This is a genomic window from Micromonospora ureilytica (genome assembly GCF_015751765.1).
GTDB classification, from domain to species: Bacteria; Actinomycetota; Actinomycetes; order Mycobacteriales; family Micromonosporaceae; genus Micromonospora; species Micromonospora ureilytica.
Genome location: NZ_JADOTX010000001.1, coordinates 6,361,971 through 6,379,239, shown reverse-complemented (window position 1 = coordinate 6,379,239; position 17,269 = coordinate 6,361,971). Strand labels below are relative to the sequence as shown.

Genomic DNA, 17,269 nt, shown 5'->3' with positions numbered 1-17,269 from the left:
GTGCGAGCTGGTTCGTACTCATGGTTGCCTCTCAAGATGGGCATGGGGTGGTCCCAGAAGTTGCGGGATCATCTGCGTCGACGCTAACCCCACCTTTGCATCAACGGCATATCATGTTGCCTATGACGCAAGAAGATGGCGAGCTGGACAGCCTCGTACGCAAACGCCTCCGCGCCCTGCGGGTGGCGCAGGGCTGGTCCCTGGAGGAACTGGCCAGCCGCGCCCACCTCAGCCAGTCCTCGTTGAGCCGCATCGAGAACGGCCAGCGCCGTCTCGCACTGGATCAGCTGGTCACTCTCGCCCGCGCCCTGGACACCACGCTGGATCAGCTCGTGGAGACCGCCACTGACGACGTCGTCACCAGCCCGATCATCGAGGGCACCCACGGCGGGTTGCGCTGGCTCGTGAAGGGTGACCCCGGCTTGAGCGTGGTGCGCCAGCGCATGACCGAACCACCGCCCGAGAACCCGGCGCGCATGCGTGCCCATTCGGGGCGCGAATGGCTTGTCGTCCTGTCCGGCACAGCGATCCTCATGCTCGGCCACCGCAGCTTTCGCCTCGAGACCAACCAGGCCGCCGAGTTCCCCACGATGATGCCGCACGCGATCGGCACCGCAGGTGGACCGTGCGACATCCTGGGCATCTTCGACCGCGATGCCCGCCGCAGCCACCAGCGCGACGACAGCAGCGGCAGTCCCGAATGATGACGCGGGACGCGCCCACGCTCCCGAAGTGATCACCTCTTGCGCGTCAGGCAGCAGACCTGACGATCTTCTTGCGCAAACAGGAAGGCAGCGTGCTGCATACGCATAATCGCCCTAGCGTGAGGGCATGACCCACGCGCACCCGCACACCTCCCACCATGGCGTTCCGCACGGACATCAGCACGGACACGGAACCGACGGCCAGGCAGAGATCCTCGACCTGGACGCCGAGGTCCTCGCCGAGCACACAGCCTCGATCACCGCATGGCTGCCACTGGAGACAAACCCACGGCAGATCGTAGATCTCGGCTGCGGCACGGGCGCCGGCACCTTCGCCCTCCTCGACCGCTTCCCCGACGCGCACGTCACCGCCGTCGACGCGTCCGCCGAACACCTTCAGCGCCTGCGCACAACTGCGTGCGCCCGCGGCGTGGAGGAACGCGTGAGCAGGGTGCAGGCCAACCTCGATGACGCTGCCTGGCCCGATCTCGGCTCACCGGACCTGGTCTGGGCGTCGGCATCGTTGCACCACATGGCCCACCCGGCCCGTGTACTGCGCGCTGTCCACGACCTGCTCACTCCCGGCGGCCTGTTCGCCGTCGTCGAACTGGCCGGCTTTCCCCGGTTCCTCCCGGAAAGCGCCCCCGAGAACCGGCCCGGTCTGGAAGAGCGTTGCCACGCCGCGACCGACCGCCGCACTGCCGAGCACCTGCCCCACCGCGGCGCCGACTGGGGTCCGATGCTGACCGCCGCCGGATTCACGATCGAGGGCGAACACGCCATTGCCGTGAACATCGAGGGCTCCCACAGCGCGGCGATCGGCCGCTACGCCCTCGGTGGCCTGCAGCGCATCCGCGGCGCTGTCGCCGACACGCTCGCTCCCGAGGACCTCACCGCCCTCGATCAGCTCCTCGACACCGGCAGCCCGCACAGCATCCTGCGCCGCGACGACCTGACGATGCGAACCGAGCGCACCGTCTGGGCCGCCCGCCGCGCCTGACGCCGAACAGCACCCATCACCCCAGGTTGACCAACGTCCCTGGACGGCACACCTAGGACGTGACGGGGCTCGCGGTGCGGACCAGCTCGGCGATCCGCTCGGCGACCGCACGGGCGGTCGCCTCGGTGGCCGCCTCGACCATCACCCGGACCAGCGGCTCGGTGCCCGACGGGCGCAGCAACACCCGACCGGTCTCCCCCAGCTCCGCCTCGGCCCGCTCGACCTCGGCGCGCACGGCCGGCGCGGCGGCGCCGACGGTCCGGTCGCCGACCGGCACGTTGATCAACACCTGGGGCAGCTTGGTGACCACCGAGGCCAACTCGGCGAGGGACTGACCGGTGGCCGCCATACGAGCCATCAGGTGCAGGCCGGTGAGCACCCCGTCGCCGGTGGTGGCGTGCGCGGGCATGACGATGTGGCCGCTCTGCTCACCGCCGAGCGCCAGCCCGGAGGCGCGCAGCTCCTCCAGCACGTACCGGTCGCCGACCTTGGTCTCGATCAGGCGGATGCCCTGCGCGGACATCGCGAGCCGCAGCCCGAGGTTGCTCATCACGGTGGCCACCAGGGTGTCCTGGGTGAGCGTGCCGGCGTCCCGCATGGCCACCGCGAGGATCGCCATCACCTGGTCGCCGTCCACCTCGTCGCCGTCAGCGGTGACCGCCAGGCAGCGGTCGGCGTCGCCGTCGTGGGCGATGCCCAGGTGGGCGCCGTTCTCGACCACGGCGGCGCGCAGCGCATCGATGTGGTTGGAGCCACAGTCGTCGTTGATGTTCAGCCCGTCGGGCTCCGCGTAGATGGCGATGACCTCCGCGCCGGCCTCCCGGTAGGCGACGGGGGCGACCTCGGCGGCGGCGCCGTTGGCGCAGTCGACAACGACCTTGATCCCGTCGAGCCGGTGCGCGACGGTCCCCACCAGGTGCTGGACGTAGTGGTCGGCACCGTCGAGCAGGTCGTGCACGCGGCCGACGCCGGCGCCGATCGGCCGGTCCCAGGCGGTGGTGGCGTTCGTCTCGACGGCCGCCTCGATCTGCAGCTCGATCTCGTCGGGCAGCTTGTGGCCACCGGCGGCGAAGAGCTTGATGCCGTTGTCCGGCATCGGGTTGTGCGACGCGGAGAGCATCACACCCAGGTCGGCCTTGGCCTCGGCGGTGAGGAACGCCACCGCGGGGGTGGGCAGCACGCCGACCCGCACCACGTTGGCGCCCGCGCTGGTCAGACCGGCGACCACCGCGGCCTCCAGCATCTCGCCGCTGGCACGGGTGTCCCGGCCGACGACGGCGAGCGGCGGATGGCTGCGGTCCTTCTCGGCCAGTGTGTGCGCGGCGGCCACCGCGAGCGCCAGCGCCAACTCCGGGGTGAGATCCGCGTTTGCCCGCCCGCGTACGCCGTCCGTGCCGAACAACCGACCCATACCCGCCAACCTCCGAATGAGCACTGCCTGTGAGGAGAAAGCGGAACGGCCGACCCGCCTCCCCCGCAGAGGGGAGGCGGACCGGCCGTCCGTCAGAAGTACAACGCGCTGGGAAAGATCAGCGCTTCGAGTACTGGGGAGCCTTACGGGCCTTCTTGAGGCCGTACTTCTTGCTCTCCTTGACCCGGGCGTCCCGGGTGAGGAAGCCGGCCTTCTTCAGGGCCGGGCGGTCGTCCGGCTCGTTGATGATCAGCGCGCGGGCGATGCCCAGCCGGAGCGCACCGGCCTGGCCGGTGGTGCCGCCGCCACGCAGGTTGGCGATGACGTCGAACTGCTCGGGCTTCTCGGCGGTGACCAGCGGGTCCTTGATGAGCTGCTGGTGCACCTTGCTCGGGAAGTACGCCTCGAGGTCCTGGCCGTTGCAGGTGATCTTGCCGGTGCCCGGGATGAGGCGAACCCGGACGATGGCCTCCTTGCGGCGGCCCACGGTCTGGATCGGCCGGTCACCACGAGGCGCGCGGGCAACGGGCGCCGGCGCCTCGGTGACCTCGGGGGCCTCCGTGGCTTCCGGGGCGACCTCGGTCTCGATGATGTCCGTCATGCTGCTTCCTTCGCCCGCGCTCACTGCGCGATCTGCTTGATCTCGAACGGCACCGGCTGCTGCGCGAGGTGCGGGTGCTCGGCACCGGCGTAGACCTTCAGCTTCTTGATCAGCTGACGGCCGAGCTTGTTGTGCGGGAGCATCCCCTTCACGGCCAGCTCGATGGCCCGCTCGGGACGCTTGGTCAGCAGCTCGTCGTAGCCGATCTGCTTCAGACCACCCGGGTAACCGGAGTGGCGGTAAGCGACCTTGGTCTGGCGCTTGTTGCCGGTCAACGCAACCTTGCCCGCGTTCACGATGACGACAAAGTCGCCCGTGTCGACGTGCGGCGCGAAAGTCGGCTTGTGCTTACCACGCAGCAACGTGGCGGCGTGGGTGGCCAGGCGGCCCAGCACGACATCAGAGGCGTCGATGACGTGCCACTGACGCTCGATCTCACCCGGCTTCGGGCTGTACGTACGCACAGGTCTACCTTGTCTCGTCGTCGGTCTGGGGTCGCGCGCCGAGGTGACCAGATCTTGCAGGCCGGACCAGCGCGCACGAACGACCAAGCGTACCTGATGGGGCACGCCTCTGGATGTCGTACAACAGCAGGCAACGATACCCGGCGCCCCGTCCGCAGGTCAAAACGGGGGTGCGCTGCCGCGCGGCGACGCGCCGAGGGTGACCCAGCTCACACGTTGGCGAGTCGACCGGCCCGCGGCCGAAGGTAGACGACCCAGGTGACCGCGAAACACAACGCGTACCAGCCGATGAACGCCAGGTAGGCGGCGTCGGCGTTGCCCGAACTGAGGAACGACTGGCGGAACGCGATGTTGACCAGCACGCCACCGAAGGCGCCGATCGCACCCGCGACGCCGATCAACGCGCCGGTCATCCTCCGCGCCCACCGCGCGGCGGCCTCCGGATCACGGTGACCCGTGGCCACCGCGTCCGCCGCCCGGGCCCGGAAGATCGCCGGGATCATCTTGTACGTGGAGCCGTTGCCGACCCCGGAGAAGACGAAGAGGGCGATGAACCCGGCCAGGTAGAGCCCGAACGAGCGTTCCCGGGCCGCGTACAGCACGATGCTCGCGCCGGCCGCCATCGCCACGAAGTTCCAGAAGGTCACCCGGGCCCCGCCCAACCGGTCGGCGAGGTGCCCGCCCAGCGGCCGGATCAGCGAGCCGACCAGCGGGCCCAGGAAGGTCAGCCAGGCGGCGTCGACAGGGGTGGGGAACCGTTCGGCAAACTGGAGCTGGAGCACCTGACCGAAGGCGAAGCCGAAGCCGATGAACGAGCCGAAGGTGCCGATGTACAGCAGCGACATCACCCAGGTGTGCGGGTCACGGGCCGCCGCGCGCAACGCGCCCGGCTCGTTGCGCGCCCCGGGCACGGTGTCCAACCAGCGGGCCGCCGCCAGCGCGGCCAACACGATCAGCGGCAGGTAGACCGCCGGCACCAACCGGGGGTACGCGGCGCCCGCGGTGGCGAGGACCGCCAGACCGACCAACTGCACGACGGGTACGCCCAGGTTGCCGCCACCGGCGTTGAGCCCGAGCGCCCGACCCTTGAGCCGCTGCGGGTAGAACAGATTGATGTTCGCCATCGAGGAGGCGAAGTTGCCGCCACCGACCCCGGTGAGGCAGGCCAGCACCATCAGGGTGGAGTAGGACACCCCGGGTTCCAGCAGCACGGTCATCGGCACCGCGGGCACCAGCAACAGCAGTGCGCTGATGATCGTCCAGCGTCGTCCGCCGAAGCGGGCCACCGCCAGCGTGTACGGCAGCCGCAGCACCGCGCCCAGCGCGGCCGGCACGGCGGTGAGCAGGAACTTCCCGGCCGGATCGATGCCGTACGCGGGGCCGAGGAAGAGCACGGTGACCGACCAGAGACTCCACACCGAGAAACCGACGTGCTCGGCGAAGATCGAGACCCAGAGGTTGCGCCGGGCGATCGGCGCTCCGGTGGCCTGCCAGAAGTCCGGGTCCTCGGGGCGCCAGTCGTGCAGCGGTTGCCGGCGACCGGTGACGGCGGGCGGCTCGGCGGTGACTGCGGTGCTGGTGAGCGTGCTCACGGCGGCTCCTCCTCGTCGATGTGACGAGGGGAAACGCTAGGAACACCCGGTTACCTGGCAGTGCCCGTCGCGGGTCGGGCCGGAAACGGCTAACGCACCACGGGCCGGCGGCGATGGTGAGCACGCCACCAGGGCTCCGCGGTCAGAGCTGCTGGAGAATGCGCAGCGCGCGGCCGACCCGGAGCATGGTGTCGGTGTCGGCGACGTCCACGCAGCCGGTGAACCACTTCTTCATGGGCGAGGAGATCCGGTCGGGCATCACGACGTACCGGCCCATCGACACAGCGAGCGGCGAGTCCCGGAGGAGCGACTCCTCGACCACCTCGACCACGATCACGATGGGCACGTCGGTGGAGTTGTAGACGTCCGAGCTGATCACAAGGCCGAGGCGTTCCCGGGCGCCCTCGATGCGCCAGATCTCACCCCTACGCAGCACGCGGCCGTCCGCCGGAGAACAGGTCGTTGACCATGCCCACCTCGCGGGCGTCGGCGAGGGCGGCGGACTCCAGATCGAGGCTGGCGCGGCCCACGGCGGCGGCGTGCGCGGTGAAGACCTCGCGCAGCGCCTTCTCCCGGGCGGCCTGGTCCATCCACGCGGAGAGCGACAGCCCCTCACGCTTGGCGAACCGCCGCGCCTCCTCGATCGTCTCGTCCGTGAACGAGAGAGTCACCTTGGCAGTCATGCCGAGCAGATTACCCAGCGGTGTGACCAACAGTCATCCCCGCGTTCACCGACTCACCCCCGACCGGCGAAACGCACATTCCGCCGGGGCTCACCCGGCCCGGCCGCGCCAGGTCTACCCGGCCCGCCCGCCGAACACCGCGAAGCGCCACTCCTTGAAGTAGCAGTCGACGTCGACCAGGCCCGCCTCGGCGAGCCACCGGCACTGGTCGGCCACCGTGGCCGGCCGGTCGTGCCGCATCCGCTCCCGGGATGCCGCGATCTCGTCGGGCGACGCGCCCAACTCGGCAATCCGCTGCATCCACACCTCGTCGTAGCGCCGGTCCAGCTCCGGCGTCGGGCCAGCAACCTGCTCGGCGTTGACGAACACCCCGCCCGGTGCCAGCGCGGCGGCGGCCCGCCGGTAGAGCGCACGCTTGCCGGCGTCGTCCAGGTGGTGGATCGCCAGGGCGCTGACCACCGCGTCGTACCGGCCGGGCGGCAGCTCGTCGGCCAGGTCGGCCCGGACCGTTCGGTGCGGCACGGACCGCGCGTCCAACTGGTCGGTGGCGCGGGCGAGCATCGCCGGTGCCCCGTCCACCAGGGTCAGCCGGACTCCGGGCACCGCCGCGGCCAGCAGCAGCGAGAGCAGCCCGGTGCCGGCGCCCAGATCCAACACCTCGGGGGTACGCCCGGCGGCGAGCGCGGCGCGCAACGGCGGCGTGGCCACCTGGACGGCGGTGCCGTAGAAGGCGTCGAAGCAGGGAATCAGTCGCCGACGCGCCTCGTCGTAGGTGCCGGCAACCGCGTCGAAAACGTCCGTCACACTCATCGCGGACTCCCAAACTTTGAGACAGTTTTCCCACATTATAAGCGCGGTGTGCCGGAAGGCGACGCTGATGTCGTCAGCGATTCAGCTCCAAAGGCTCCGGGTCACACCTCCCGTCACACGCCGAAATCACCACAGAGTCACCGCTCGACGCACGACCGCGCACGGGATCATCGACGTCAGGCTCAAGGGCGCGCTCGACGAGGGCCCTTGGCCATCGTGACCCCCGCCGATCTTGCACTTTCGGTCGTCGTTATGTCGCACTCATCCTTTATGCCGCCACAGAAAGTGCAAGATCGCCGCAGGGAGGGGGCGAGCCGGCGTCGTCGCGAGCGTTCTATGTGGTCAGTCTGGCCACGCTTGCGCTGCCTCGCGGTGGTTTGACCTCGAACACGCGAAAGGCCCCCGGCGAACCGGGGGCCTCTGCGTCATGCTGGTCAGGCCGGGTCGTGCGCCTTCGCCATACCGACGAACGCCCGCCAGGCCGTGGGTCCGAAGACCAACGCCGGCCCTGCCGGGTCCTTCGAGTCCCGCACACCAACGATGCCAGGCAGGTTGTCCGCAACCTCGACGCAGTCGCCGCCGTTGCCGCTGCTGCGGGTGCTCTTGCGCCACCGCGCGCCGGTCAGTTCCATGTCCTCGCCATCTCCGTAAGTAGGTCGACGGATTGCCAGTGGGACAACGCCTCGCCGCGTACGTTCTCCCACGCGGCCAGCATCGCCGCTATGTCCTCGGCACCGGTAACGACTTGCCCCTGAAGCTGATTGTCGAGGTAGCCGGCAACCCGATGCTCGGACCCCACGGCGATCACGAAGGGACCGTTCAGGCCAGCGTACGCGCCGACGGTGGAGGGGACGATGTGCACGCGGACGTGCGGGGCCACGCACGCGGTGATGAGGGCCTGCACCTGCTCACGCATGGTGGCTCGTCCGCCGACTGGCCGCCGCAACACGGCTTCGTCAACAACTGCGGTGAAGTGTGGCGGGTCTTCACGGGTCAGGATGCTTTGCCGGGCGAGTCGTGAGGCTAGGTGCCGCTCGACGTCGCTGCGGGCGATGACGTCGGCTCCGGCGAGCACGGCGCGGGCGTATGCCTCGGTCTGAAGTAGGCCGGGAAGGACCGTCGACTGAAACGACCGCAGCGAGATCGCCTCGCGCTCGATCTCTTGCCATGGTCGGAACCAAATTGGCTCGCGACGTCTTGAAGTGTCCGGCCAGATGTCCCCTATGGGCCGTCGAAGCGCACTCGCCGCCGCCTCCCGGTGTCGGGGGTGGGGAATGTGGTCGTGGTTCAGCCAGCGCGCGACCGTCTTTCGATCGACCCGAACCAACCCTGCCAGGGACTCAATCGAGTGCCCCGTCTCGGCCAGCGCGGCGCGTAGCGCATCGTTCACGATTTCCTCCAACGGATGCGCGGAATGTCTCGCGACCATATCGCTACGGGCTGTTCTTGTCCCATCACTGCCCGCAAGGTGGGATCAGGCGGCGCGGCCGGTAGGGAACCCATAACCCGGCGGACGCGTTCGTACCGGGGCCGCCCCGGACCTGCCGTAGATCTTGGACACTTTCCGTTACGTGAGAACGGAAACTGTCCAAGATCTCCATGGGCGAGCACGCACGGGGCGGCCCCTTCCCAAGATGACGACCAGGGGGAGAACGCCGTGCCGGACGAGCCGCCCGATCGGAAATCCAAGCCGAGGCCCGAACCGCGGAAGCCGCACACGGGTGACGTCCTGCACCTGACCCGCGCCGCGAGTGTGCAGTTCCTGTGCCCGATCTTCGTCCGCGTGATTCGGGTTCTCGACTGGCCGACGTACGACGGGTGGCTGTGGATTGACGGCTACGAGCTGGCCGGGAACGGTGATGCGGTCGCACGCCGGTCCCTGTTCGTGATGCCCGCGGGCCTGATCTGGCCGGACCCGCCCGCCCCGGCGGCCCCGTCGCCCAGCCACCCGCGCGCCCGTGAGGCGCGGTCCGGTGAGGGTCGGATGACCCGCCGCCCTCGCCCGCACCAACCGATGCGCCCGGCGTGGCTCTGCCGCAACTGCGCCGCCCCCTGGCCGTGCGCGCCGGCTCAGCTTCACCTCGCGACCGAGTTCTACGGCCATTCGATCGCCCTGGCGTTCTATCTGGCAGCGAACATGCAAGACGCGGTCGACGACCTGTACTCCCTCGGCGTTCGTCCTGACCCGCGAGCACTTCACGCCCGGTTCCTGGGCTGGCTGTCCCTGACCCGCCGACCACGCCGCGTCGACTTGCGCTGACCGTGGGATGAAGGCCGCCGGTCGACCAGCCACCCGTCACACCTGCTGCTCCTGTGCGGTGTGAGCCCCACTTGACAGGACCGAAACAGAAGGGACCCGGACCGGAAACCGCCCGGCGGCACGCTTTCCCGACATGACAGACGGTGCACGGTCGGCAACTCCACCAGGGCTACTGCCCCGGGAAGTGGCGACGCACTGCCCGTACTGCGCACTGCAGTGCGGGATGACGCTGCGCTCGGACGACGCCGGGGTGACGGTCCACCCACGCCAGTTCCCCACCAACCGGGGCGGGCTCTGCCAGAAGGGTTGGACCGCCGCCGAACTGCTGGACCACCCGGAGCGGCTGACCACCCCGCTGGTGCGCGACCCGGCCAGCGGCGAACTACAGCCAGCGAGCTGGGACACCGCGCTCGACCGGGTGGTCGCCGGCATCCGCGCCGTCCAGGACGACGCCGGCCGGGACTCGGTCGCCGTCTTCGGCGGTGGTGGCCTGACCAACGAGAAGGCGTACGCGTTGGGGAAGTTCGCCCGGATCGGGCTGCGCACCCGCAACATCGACTACAACGGACGGTTCTGCATGTCCTCGGCGGCAGCCGCCGGGATGTGCGCCTTCGGCATCGACCGAGGGTTGCCGTTCCCCCTCGCCGACCTGGGCCGGGCCGACACCCTGCTGCTGGTCGGGGCGAACCCGGCGGAGACCATGCCGCCGCTGGTGCGCTGGCTCACCGAGCAGCGCCGCAACGGCGGGAAACTGATCGTCATCGACCCCCGGGTCACCGCCACCGCCCGCCAGGCCGACCTGCACCTGCAACCGCTGCCCGGCACCGACCTCGCGGTGGCCAACGCGCTGCTGCACATCGCCCTCACCGAGGGTTGGGTCGACCGGGCGTACGTGGCCGACCGCACCACCGGGTTCGACGCGGTCCGGCGGGGCGTCGCCGCCTGGTGGCCGGCCCGCGCGGAACAGCTCTCCGGGGTGCCGGTGGCCGACCTGGAGGCGACCGCCCGCGCGCTGGGCACCGCCGGTCGCGTGATCATCCTGACCGCCCGCGGTGCCGAGCAGCACGCCAAGGGGGTGGACACCGTCACCGCGTACGTCAATCTCGCCCTCGCCCTCGGTCTGCCCGGCCGCGACGGTTCGGGGTACGGCTGCCTCACCGGCCAGGGCAACGGCCAGGGCGGGCGGGAGCACGGGCAGAAGGCCGACCAGCTCCCCGGCTACCGGAAGATCGACGACCCGGCGGCCCGGGAACACGTGGCCGGGGTGTGGGGTGTCCCGGCCGACGAGTTGCCCGGCCCGGGGGTGCCCGCCTACCAACTGCTCGACTCGCTCGGCACCCCGGGTGGCCCGCGCGCGTTGCTGGTGTTCGGGTCGAACCCGGTGGTCTCGGCGCCCCGTGCGGCCCGGATCGAGGGCCGGCTGCGCGACCTCGACCTGCTGGTCGTCGCCGACCTCCTGCTCTCCGAGACGGCCGCGCTGGCGGACGTGGTCCTACCCACCGCGCAGTGGGCCGAGGAGGACGGCACCATGACCAACCTGGAGGGTCGGGTGCTGCGTCGACGTGCGCTACGCCCACCCCCGTCGGGCGTCCGGACCGACCTCGCCATCATCTCCGACCTGGCGGCGCGGCTGGCCGGCGCCGAGTCGACGGACGCCAACCCGGCCGACGCCAACCCGGCCAGCGTGCGACCGGCCGCCGTCGCGGCGGCCCGGTTCCCGGCCGACCCGGCCACCGTCTTCGCCGAGCTGCGTCGCGCCTCCGCCGGTGGGGCCGCCGACTACGCCGGCATCAGCTGGGACCGGATCGACGCCGACGACGGGGTCTACTGGCCCTGCCCGACCGAGGACGGGCCGGACACGCCCCGACTCTTCGCCGACCGGTTCGCCACCCCGGACGGCCGGGCCCGCTTCCACCCCGTCGACCATCGGCCGGCCGCCGAGGAGGTCTGCGCCACGTACCCGCTGCACTTCACCACGGGTCGCGTGCTGGCGCAGTACCAGTCGGGCACCCAGACCCGACGGGTGGCAGCGCTGCGGCGCGCCGCACCGGAGGCGTTCGTCGAGCTGCACCCCGACCTGGCCGCCCGGCTGGACATCGACGACGGCGACCCGGTGCGGGTCACCTCGCGCAGAGGTGAGTTCTCCGCTCCGGCCCGGCTCAGCGCCGGGATCCGACCCGACACCGTGTTCGCCCCGTTCCACTACGCGGGGAAGGGACGCGCCAACTCGGTGACCAACGACGCGGTGGACCCGATCTCCGGGATGCCCGAGTTCAAGATCTGCGCGGTCCGGGTGGAGAAGGCATGACCGCCCGGGTGGTCATCGTCGGCAACGGGATGGCGGGCGCGCGCCTCGCCGGTGAGCTGCACGCCCGGGAGGGAGACCGGAAGGTCACAGTGCTCGGGGCCGAGCCGCACCGCGCGTACAACCGGATCCTGCTCTCCACCCTGCTGGCCGGCCGGATCGACGAGCCGGACGTGGAGCTGACCGAAGCCGCCGGGCACGGCGTCGACCTGCGCAGCGGCGTACCGGTGACCGCCGTCGACCGGGCCGCCCGGGAGGTCCGCACCGACGACGGCGAACGCATCGGGTACGACCACCTGGTGCTGGCCACCGGCGCCCGCGCGGTGGTGCCGCCGCTGCCCGGCCTCGACCCGGCGAACCTGCCGGAGCGGGTGGTCCCCTTCCGGACCCTGGACGACTGCCGGCGGATCCTCGCCGCCGCGGACGGCGCCCGCAGCGCGCTGGTGCTCGGCGGCGGGCTGCTCGGTCTGGAGGCCGCCCGAGGGCTGGCCACCCGGGGTCTGGCCACCACTGTGGTGCACCCGAGAGAGCACCTGATGGAACGGCAACTGGACCCGACGGCCGGCGCGGTGCTCGCGGGCACGCTCGCCGGCTTCGGCGTCACCGTCCAACTGGGGGTGCCGGCGACCGGCGTGGCCGCGGACGCCAACGGGGTCCGCCTCGACCTGGCCGACGGCCGATCGATCCGCGCCGACCTGCTGGTGCTCTCCTGCGGTGTACGCCCCGACACCGCCCTCGCGCAGGCCGCCGGCCTGACCGTGCGGCGCGGCGTGGTGGTGGACGACCGGCTCCGCACCAGCGACCGGTCCATCTCGGCGATCGGCGACTGCGCCGAGCACGACGGCGTACTCACCGGGCTTGTCGCTCCGGCCTGGGCCCAGGCCCAGGTGCTCGCGGACGTGCTGACCGGAACGGACCCACTGGCCCGGTACCGGCCCCGGCCGGTGGTGACCCGGCTGAAGGCAGCCGGGATCGACCTGGCCTCGATGGGTGACGCGGCCAGTGCCAGGCCGGACGAGGAGTTGACCTTCGCCGACGCGACCCGGGGCACGTACGCCCGGTTGCGGATCCGGGACGAGCGGCTGGTCGGCGCGATCCTGCTCGGCGACAACCCGGCGGTCGGCACGGTGATCCAACTCTTCGACCGTGGTCAGCCGGTGCCGACCGACCGGCGGGCGCTGCTGCTCGGCCGGGCGCTCGGCGCGGTCGGCGCGACCCCGGCCGCCTCACCGGCGCTGATGCCGGACGCGGCCACGGTCTGTCAGTGCAACACGGTGAGCAAGGGCGCACTGGTCAGAAGCTGGCGCTCCGGCGCCCGGACTGTCGATGCGGTGGTGGCCGCGACCCGGGCCGGCACCGGATGCGGCGGATGCCGGGACGCGGTGAGCGGCATCGTCGACTGGCTGAGCCAGGCGGAATCGGTGGAGGTGACGCGATGAGCGGCGGCGAACTGGTCGTCATCGGCAACGGCATGGTCGGGCAGCGTTTCGTGGACGCGCTGCACGCCCGTGACCCACAGGGCAACTGGCGGGTGACAGTGCTGGCTGAGGAGGGGCGCCCGGCGTACGACCGGGTGCGGCTCTCGGCGTACTTCGACGGGGTGAGTGAGAGCGAACTCAACCTGCACACCCCACACGACGGGGTGCGGCTGCGACTCGGCGAGCCGGCCACCGCAGTCGACCGGGACCGACAGGTGGTGACCACCGCCGTCGGCGAATACCGCTACGACGCGCTGGTGCTGGCCACCGGGTCGTACGCGTTCGTGCCGCCGGTGGCCGGCACCGAGCTGCCCGGGGTCTTCGTCTACCGGACCCTGGACGACCTGGCGGCAATCCGGGAGTACGCGCGGGGCCGGCGGGTCGGCGCGGTGATCGGTGGCGGGCTGCTCGGCCTGGAGGCCGCGAACGCCCTGCGACTGCTCGGCCTGAGCACCGACGTGGTCGAGTTCGCGCCCCGGTTGATGCCGGTGCAGGTGGACCAGGCCGGCGGGGCGATGCTCCGCCGCTACGTCGACGACTTGGGCGTACGGACTCATCTCGGGGTGGCGACCACAGCGATCCGTCAGGGCCCGGACGGCGGCGTCGCGGCCCTGGAACTCTCCGACGGCACCGCCCTCGACGCGGAGCTGGTGGTGGTGGCCGCCGGCATCCGGCCCCGGGACCAGTTGGCCCGGGATGCCGGTCTGCCGCTGGGCCCGCGCGGCGGGGTGCTTGTCGACGCGACCTGCCGCACCGCCGACGAACGGATCTGGGCCGTCGGAGAGTGCGCGGCGGTCGACGGCATCTGCCACGGTCTGGTCGCGCCGGGGTACGCGACGGCCGAGGTGGTGGCCGATCGGCTGGTCGGTGGCGCGGCGACCTTCCCGGGCGCGGACACCGCCACCAAACTCAAGCTGCTCGGCGTCGACGTGGCCTCGTTCGGCGACGCCCACGGCGCGACCGAGGGCTGCCTGGACGTCACGTTCACCGATCCGGCCACCCGGGTCTACGCGAAGCTGGTCCTCTCCGACGACGCGCACACCCTGCTCGGCGGGGTGCTGGTCGGTGATGCCAGCGCGTACCCGACGCTGCGCGCCAGTGTGGGCGGTCCGCTGCCGGCCGCACCGCTGGCGCTGCTGGCCCCCGACGGTGGCGGCGCGGACGCCGGGGCGCTGCCCGCCACCGCGCAGGTCTGCTCCTGCAACGCGGTGACCCGGGGCGACGTGGACGCCGCCATCGCCGACGGTTGCGCGGACGTGGCGGCGGTGAAGGCGTGCACCCGGGCCGGCACCAGCTGCGGCTCCTGCGTGCCGATGCTCAAGCAGCTCCTGGACGCGGCCGGGGTGACGCAGTCCAGCGCGCTCTGCGAGCACTTCGACGTCAGCCGGCGGGAGCTGTTCGAGATCGTCCGCGTCCGCGGCATCCGCACCTTCTCCCGGCTGGTCGCCGAGCACGGCCGGGGCCGCGGCTGCGACATCTGCAAGCCGGTGGTCGCGTCGATCCTCGCCTCGCTGGGCAGCGGGCACGTGCTCGACGGCGAGCAGGCATCGTTGCAGGACACCAACGACCACTTCCTGGCCAACCTGCAACGCGACGGCAGCTACTCGGTGGTGCCCCGGATCCCGGGCGGCGAGATCACTCCGGAGAAGCTGATCGTGATCGGCGAGGTCGCCCGGGACTTCCAGCTCTACACGAAGATCACCGGTGGGCAGCGGATCGACCTGTTCGGGGCGCGGGTGGAGCAGCTGCCGCAGATCTGGCGGCGGCTGGTCGACGCCGGCTTCGAGTCCGGCCACGCGTACGGCAAGGCGCTGCGCACTGTGAAGTCGTGCGTGGGCGAGACATGGTGCCGCTACGGGGTGCAGGACTCGGTGGGGCTGGCCGTGGCACTGGAGCTGCGCTATCGCGGGCTGCGTGCACCGCACAAGCTCAAGTCGGCGGTCTCCGGCTGCGCCCGGGAATGCGCGGAGGCGCGCAGCAAGGACTTCGGCATCATCGCCACCGAGACCGGTTGGAACCTCTACGTCGGCGGTAACGGCGGCTTCCGGCCCCGGCACGCCGACCTGTTCGCCACCGACCTGTCCACAGAAACTCTGATTCGGCTAATCGATAGATTCTTAATTTATTACATTCGCACCGCCGACCGGCTGCAACGTACCGCCGGCTGGATCGAGGCGATGGACGGTGGCCTGGACCACCTGCGCTCGGTGATCGTGGACGACACGCTCGGGCTCTGCGCCGACCTCGACGCGGCGATGGCCCGGCACGTGACGTCGTACTCCGACGAGTGGCGCGACGTCCTGGACGACCCGGATCGGCTGCGCCGCTACACCTCCTTCGTCAACGCCCCCGACGTACCGGACCCGTCGATCACCTTCACCCGCGAACGCGGCCAACCGGTACCCGTACGCGACCAGTCCCCGACCGGATCCGAGCCGACCAACGGTCACCGTCGGCAACCGGTCACCCTCGGCCTACCGGAGGTACGGCGATGACCCAGACCCTCACGCTGACCTGGACCACCGTCTGCCTCCTCGACAGGTTGGAGCCGGACCGGGGCGTCGCCGCCCTGGTCGACGGGGTGCAGATCGCTCTCTTCCGGACCGCCGACGGGCTGTTCGCGATAGACAACCGCGATCCGGTCTCCGGGGCGTACGTGCTGTCCCGCGGCATCGTCGGCAGCCGTGACGGAGTGCCGACGCTCGCCTCACCGCTGCACAAGCAGGTGTACGACCTGCGCAGCGGGCACTGCCTCGACCTGCCCGGGGTGGCCGTGGCCCGACACGAGGCGCGTTGCCGCAACGGGCTGGTCGAGGTTCGGCTGCGACAGGAGGGTTGATGCGGGAAGAACTGGCGGGCTTCACCATCGGGGTGACCGCCGACCGGCGGCGCGACGAGTTGGCCGCGCTGCTCGAACGCCGGGGCGCCCGGGTGGTGCTCGCCCCGGCGTTGCGGATCGTGCCGCTGTCCGACGACACCGAGCTGCGCGAGGCGACCCGCGCCTGCCTCGACCAGCCGCCGGACATCCTGATGGCCAACACCGGCATCGGCATGCGCGGCTGGCTGGAGGCGGCCGAGGGCTGGGGGCTGGCCGAGCCGCTGCGCTCCGTGCTGGCCAGCTCGTACGTGGTGGCGCGCGGCCCGAAGGCACGCGGCGCGATCCGGGCGGCCGGGCTGCACGACCAGTGGTCGCCCGCCTCGGAGAGCTGCGACGAGGTGGTCGACCACCTGCGCCGGCGCGGCGTGGCCGGGCAGGTGATCGCCATGCAGCTGCACGGTGAGCGGCAGCCCGAGTGCACGCTCGCGCTGGAGGCGGCGGGTGCCACTGTCATCGAGGTGCCGGTCTACCGCTGGGCGCCGCCGACCGACCCGGCACCGCTGCACCGGTTGATCGACCTGATCGCCGGCCGGCTGGTGGACGCGGTGACGTTCACGTCGGCGCCGGCGGCCGAGGCGTTGCTGCGGGCCGCCGGGGATCGCGCCGACGCGGTGCTGTCCGCGTTGCGCGGTGACGTGCTGGCCAGCTGCGTCGGCGCGGTGACCGCCGAGCCGTTGCTGCGGCACGGGGTGCCGGTGAGCGCGCCCGGTCGGGCCCGGTTGGGCGCGCTGGTGCGGACCATCGTCGACGAACTGCCCCGCCGGACCGTGACGTTCAAGGCCGGCGGGCACCTGCTCACGTTGCGCGGGCACGCCGCTGTGATCGACGGCGAGCTGCGGCCACTCGCGCCCGCGCCGATGGCGGTGCTGCGGGCACTGGCCCAGTCCCCCGGTCGGGTGCTGTCCCGCACGGCGTTGCTGCGGACCCTGCCCCGGGGCGCGGACGAGCACGCCGTGGAGATGGCCGTCGCCCGCCTACGGGCCGGCTTGCGCGCGCCCCGCGTGGTGCAGACAGTGGTGAAGCGCGGCTACCGGCTCCGGGTCGACTGAAGCGCGTCACGGCCGGCACGCGAATGCCGGCCGT

General features: G+C 71.5%; 16 protein-coding genes and 1 pseudogene. 8 read left to right on the top strand and 9 right to left on the bottom strand.

Annotation, left to right across the window (positions count from 1 at the left end):
• The first annotated feature begins 122 nt into the window (after positions 1–122).
• Both IW248_RS29350 and IW248_RS29345 read left to right on the top strand, forming a co-directional pair.
• On the top strand, positions 123–704 hold the full coding sequence (locus IW248_RS29350) for an XRE family transcriptional regulator (RefSeq protein ID WP_196929505.1): 582 nt from the start codon (positions 123–125) through the stop codon (positions 702–704).
• 127 nt (positions 705–831) lie between these two features.
• On the top strand, positions 832–1,704 hold the full coding sequence (locus IW248_RS29345) for a class I SAM-dependent methyltransferase (protein ID WP_196929504.1): 873 nt from the start codon (positions 832–834) through the stop codon (positions 1,702–1,704).
• Between the two features lie 52 nt (positions 1,705–1,756).
• Here IW248_RS29345 and glmM read toward each other — a convergent pair whose 3' ends face one another.
• The 9 genes from glmM to IW248_RS29300 form a co-directional block, all read right to left on the bottom strand.
• The gene (gene glmM, locus IW248_RS29340; RefSeq protein ID WP_196929503.1) at positions 1,757–3,115 is read right to left on the bottom strand and encodes a phosphoglucosamine mutase; all 1,359 of its coding nucleotides are present in this window, start codon (positions 3,113–3,115) and stop codon (positions 1,757–1,759) included.
• Positions 3,116–3,233: 118 nt separating this feature from the next.
• Complete coding sequence (gene rpsI / locus IW248_RS29335) at positions 3,234–3,716, bottom strand: 30S ribosomal protein S9 (RefSeq protein WP_196929502.1); 483 nt, start codon at positions 3,714–3,716, stop codon at positions 3,234–3,236.
• Between the two features lie 20 nt (positions 3,717–3,736).
• Positions 3,737–4,180, bottom strand: coding sequence for a 50S ribosomal protein L13 (gene rplM, locus IW248_RS29330; protein ID WP_053653864.1), 444 nt, complete (start codon positions 4,178–4,180; stop codon positions 3,737–3,739).
• A 209-nt stretch (positions 4,181–4,389) separates the two neighbouring features.
• A complete protein-coding gene (locus IW248_RS29325; protein WP_196929501.1) occupies positions 4,390–5,772 on the bottom strand; it encodes a nitrate/nitrite transporter in 1,383 nt (460 codons plus the stop codon).
• 142 nt (positions 5,773–5,914) lie between these two features.
• Positions 5,915–6,208, bottom strand: a complete 294-nt coding sequence (locus IW248_RS29320; RefSeq protein WP_124778100.1) for a hypothetical protein — start codon at positions 6,206–6,208, stop codon at positions 5,915–5,917.
• Positions 6,198–6,455, bottom strand: a complete 258-nt coding sequence (locus IW248_RS29315) for a DUF6364 family protein (RefSeq protein WP_091403518.1) — start codon at positions 6,453–6,455, stop codon at positions 6,198–6,200. Before IW248_RS29315 ends, IW248_RS29320 begins: the two co-directional genes overlap by 11 nt.
• Positions 6,456–6,569: 114 nt before the next feature.
• Positions 6,570–7,265 (bottom strand): class I SAM-dependent methyltransferase, encoded by a 696-nt coding sequence (locus IW248_RS29310; protein WP_196929500.1) that lies wholly within the window; start codon positions 7,263–7,265, stop codon positions 6,570–6,572.
• Between the two features lie 434 nt (positions 7,266–7,699).
• Entirely contained in the window at positions 7,700–7,897 is a 198-nt protein-coding gene (locus IW248_RS29305; RefSeq protein ID WP_196929499.1) for a DUF397 domain-containing protein, read from the bottom strand.
• The gene (locus IW248_RS29300; RefSeq protein ID WP_196929498.1) at positions 7,888–8,655 is read right to left on the bottom strand and encodes a DUF5753 domain-containing protein; all 768 of its coding nucleotides are present in this window, start codon (positions 8,653–8,655) and stop codon (positions 7,888–7,890) included. Before IW248_RS29300 ends, IW248_RS29305 begins: the two co-directional genes overlap by 10 nt.
• Positions 8,656–8,922: 267 nt before the next feature.
• Between IW248_RS29300 and IW248_RS33805 the strand changes: the two are divergent.
• The 6 genes and pseudogenes from IW248_RS33805 to IW248_RS29265 all read left to right on the top strand — a co-directional run bounded on the left by IW248_RS33805 (position 8,923) and on the right by IW248_RS29265 (position 17,235).
• A pseudogene (locus tag IW248_RS33805) lies at positions 8,923–9,253 on the top strand (hypothetical protein).
• A gap of 405 nt (positions 9,254–9,658) precedes the next feature.
• Positions 9,659–11,833 (top strand): molybdopterin oxidoreductase family protein, encoded by a 2,175-nt coding sequence (locus IW248_RS29285; protein WP_196929497.1) that lies wholly within the window; start codon positions 9,659–9,661, stop codon positions 11,831–11,833.
• Positions 11,830–13,269, top strand: a complete 1,440-nt coding sequence (locus tag IW248_RS29280; RefSeq protein ID WP_196929496.1) for an FAD-dependent oxidoreductase — start codon at positions 11,830–11,832, stop codon at positions 13,267–13,269. The genes IW248_RS29285 and IW248_RS29280 overlap by 4 nt, the downstream gene beginning before the upstream one ends.
• Complete coding sequence (gene nirB, locus IW248_RS29275; protein ID WP_196929495.1) at positions 13,266–15,803, top strand: nitrite reductase large subunit NirB; 2,538 nt, start codon at positions 13,266–13,268, stop codon at positions 15,801–15,803. The genes IW248_RS29280 and nirB overlap by 4 nt, the downstream gene beginning before the upstream one ends.
• The gene (gene nirD, locus IW248_RS29270; protein WP_196929494.1) at positions 15,800–16,147 is read left to right on the top strand and encodes a nitrite reductase small subunit NirD; all 348 of its coding nucleotides are present in this window, start codon (positions 15,800–15,802) and stop codon (positions 16,145–16,147) included. Before nirB ends, nirD begins: the two co-directional genes overlap by 4 nt.
• The gene (locus IW248_RS29265; protein ID WP_196929493.1) at positions 16,147–17,235 is read left to right on the top strand and encodes a uroporphyrinogen-III synthase; all 1,089 of its coding nucleotides are present in this window, start codon (positions 16,147–16,149) and stop codon (positions 17,233–17,235) included. The genes nirD and IW248_RS29265 overlap by 1 nt, the downstream gene beginning before the upstream one ends.
• Positions 17,236–17,269: the final 34 nt, after the last annotated feature.

What these genes read in the sequence shown, in the direction of transcription:
- glmM (WP_196929503.1), bottom strand. Translation starts at nt 3,115, where the DNA reads ATGGGTCGGTTGTTCGGCACGGACGGCGTACGCGGGCGGGCAAACGCG.
- IW248_RS29310 (WP_196929500.1), bottom strand. Translation starts at nt 7,265, where the DNA reads ATGAGTGTGACGGACGTTTTCGACGCGGTTGCCGGCACCTACGACGAG.
- nirB (WP_196929495.1), top strand. Translation starts at nt 13,266, where the DNA reads ATGAGCGGCGGCGAACTGGTCGTCATCGGCAACGGCATGGTCGGGCAG.
- IW248_RS29350 (WP_196929505.1), top strand. Translation starts at nt 123, where the DNA reads ATGACGCAAGAAGATGGCGAGCTGGACAGCCTCGTACGCAAACGCCTC.
- IW248_RS29345 (WP_196929504.1), top strand. Translation starts at nt 832, where the DNA reads ATGACCCACGCGCACCCGCACACCTCCCACCATGGCGTTCCGCACGGA.
- IW248_RS29305 (WP_196929499.1), bottom strand. Translation starts at nt 7,897, where the DNA reads ATGGAACTGACCGGCGCGCGGTGGCGCAAGAGCACCCGCAGCAGCGGC.
- IW248_RS29265 (WP_196929493.1), top strand. Translation starts at nt 16,147, where the DNA reads ATGCGGGAAGAACTGGCGGGCTTCACCATCGGGGTGACCGCCGACCGG.
- nirD (WP_196929494.1), top strand. Translation starts at nt 15,800, where the DNA reads ATGACCCAGACCCTCACGCTGACCTGGACCACCGTCTGCCTCCTCGAC.
- rpsI (WP_196929502.1), bottom strand. Translation starts at nt 3,716, where the DNA reads ATGACGGACATCATCGAGACCGAGGTCGCCCCGGAAGCCACGGAGGCC.
- IW248_RS29315 (WP_091403518.1), bottom strand. Translation starts at nt 6,455, where the DNA reads ATGACTGCCAAGGTGACTCTCTCGTTCACGGACGAGACGATCGAGGAG.
- IW248_RS29280 (WP_196929496.1), top strand. Translation starts at nt 11,830, where the DNA reads ATGACCGCCCGGGTGGTCATCGTCGGCAACGGGATGGCGGGCGCGCGC.
- IW248_RS29285 (WP_196929497.1), top strand. Translation starts at nt 9,659, where the DNA reads ATGACAGACGGTGCACGGTCGGCAACTCCACCAGGGCTACTGCCCCGG.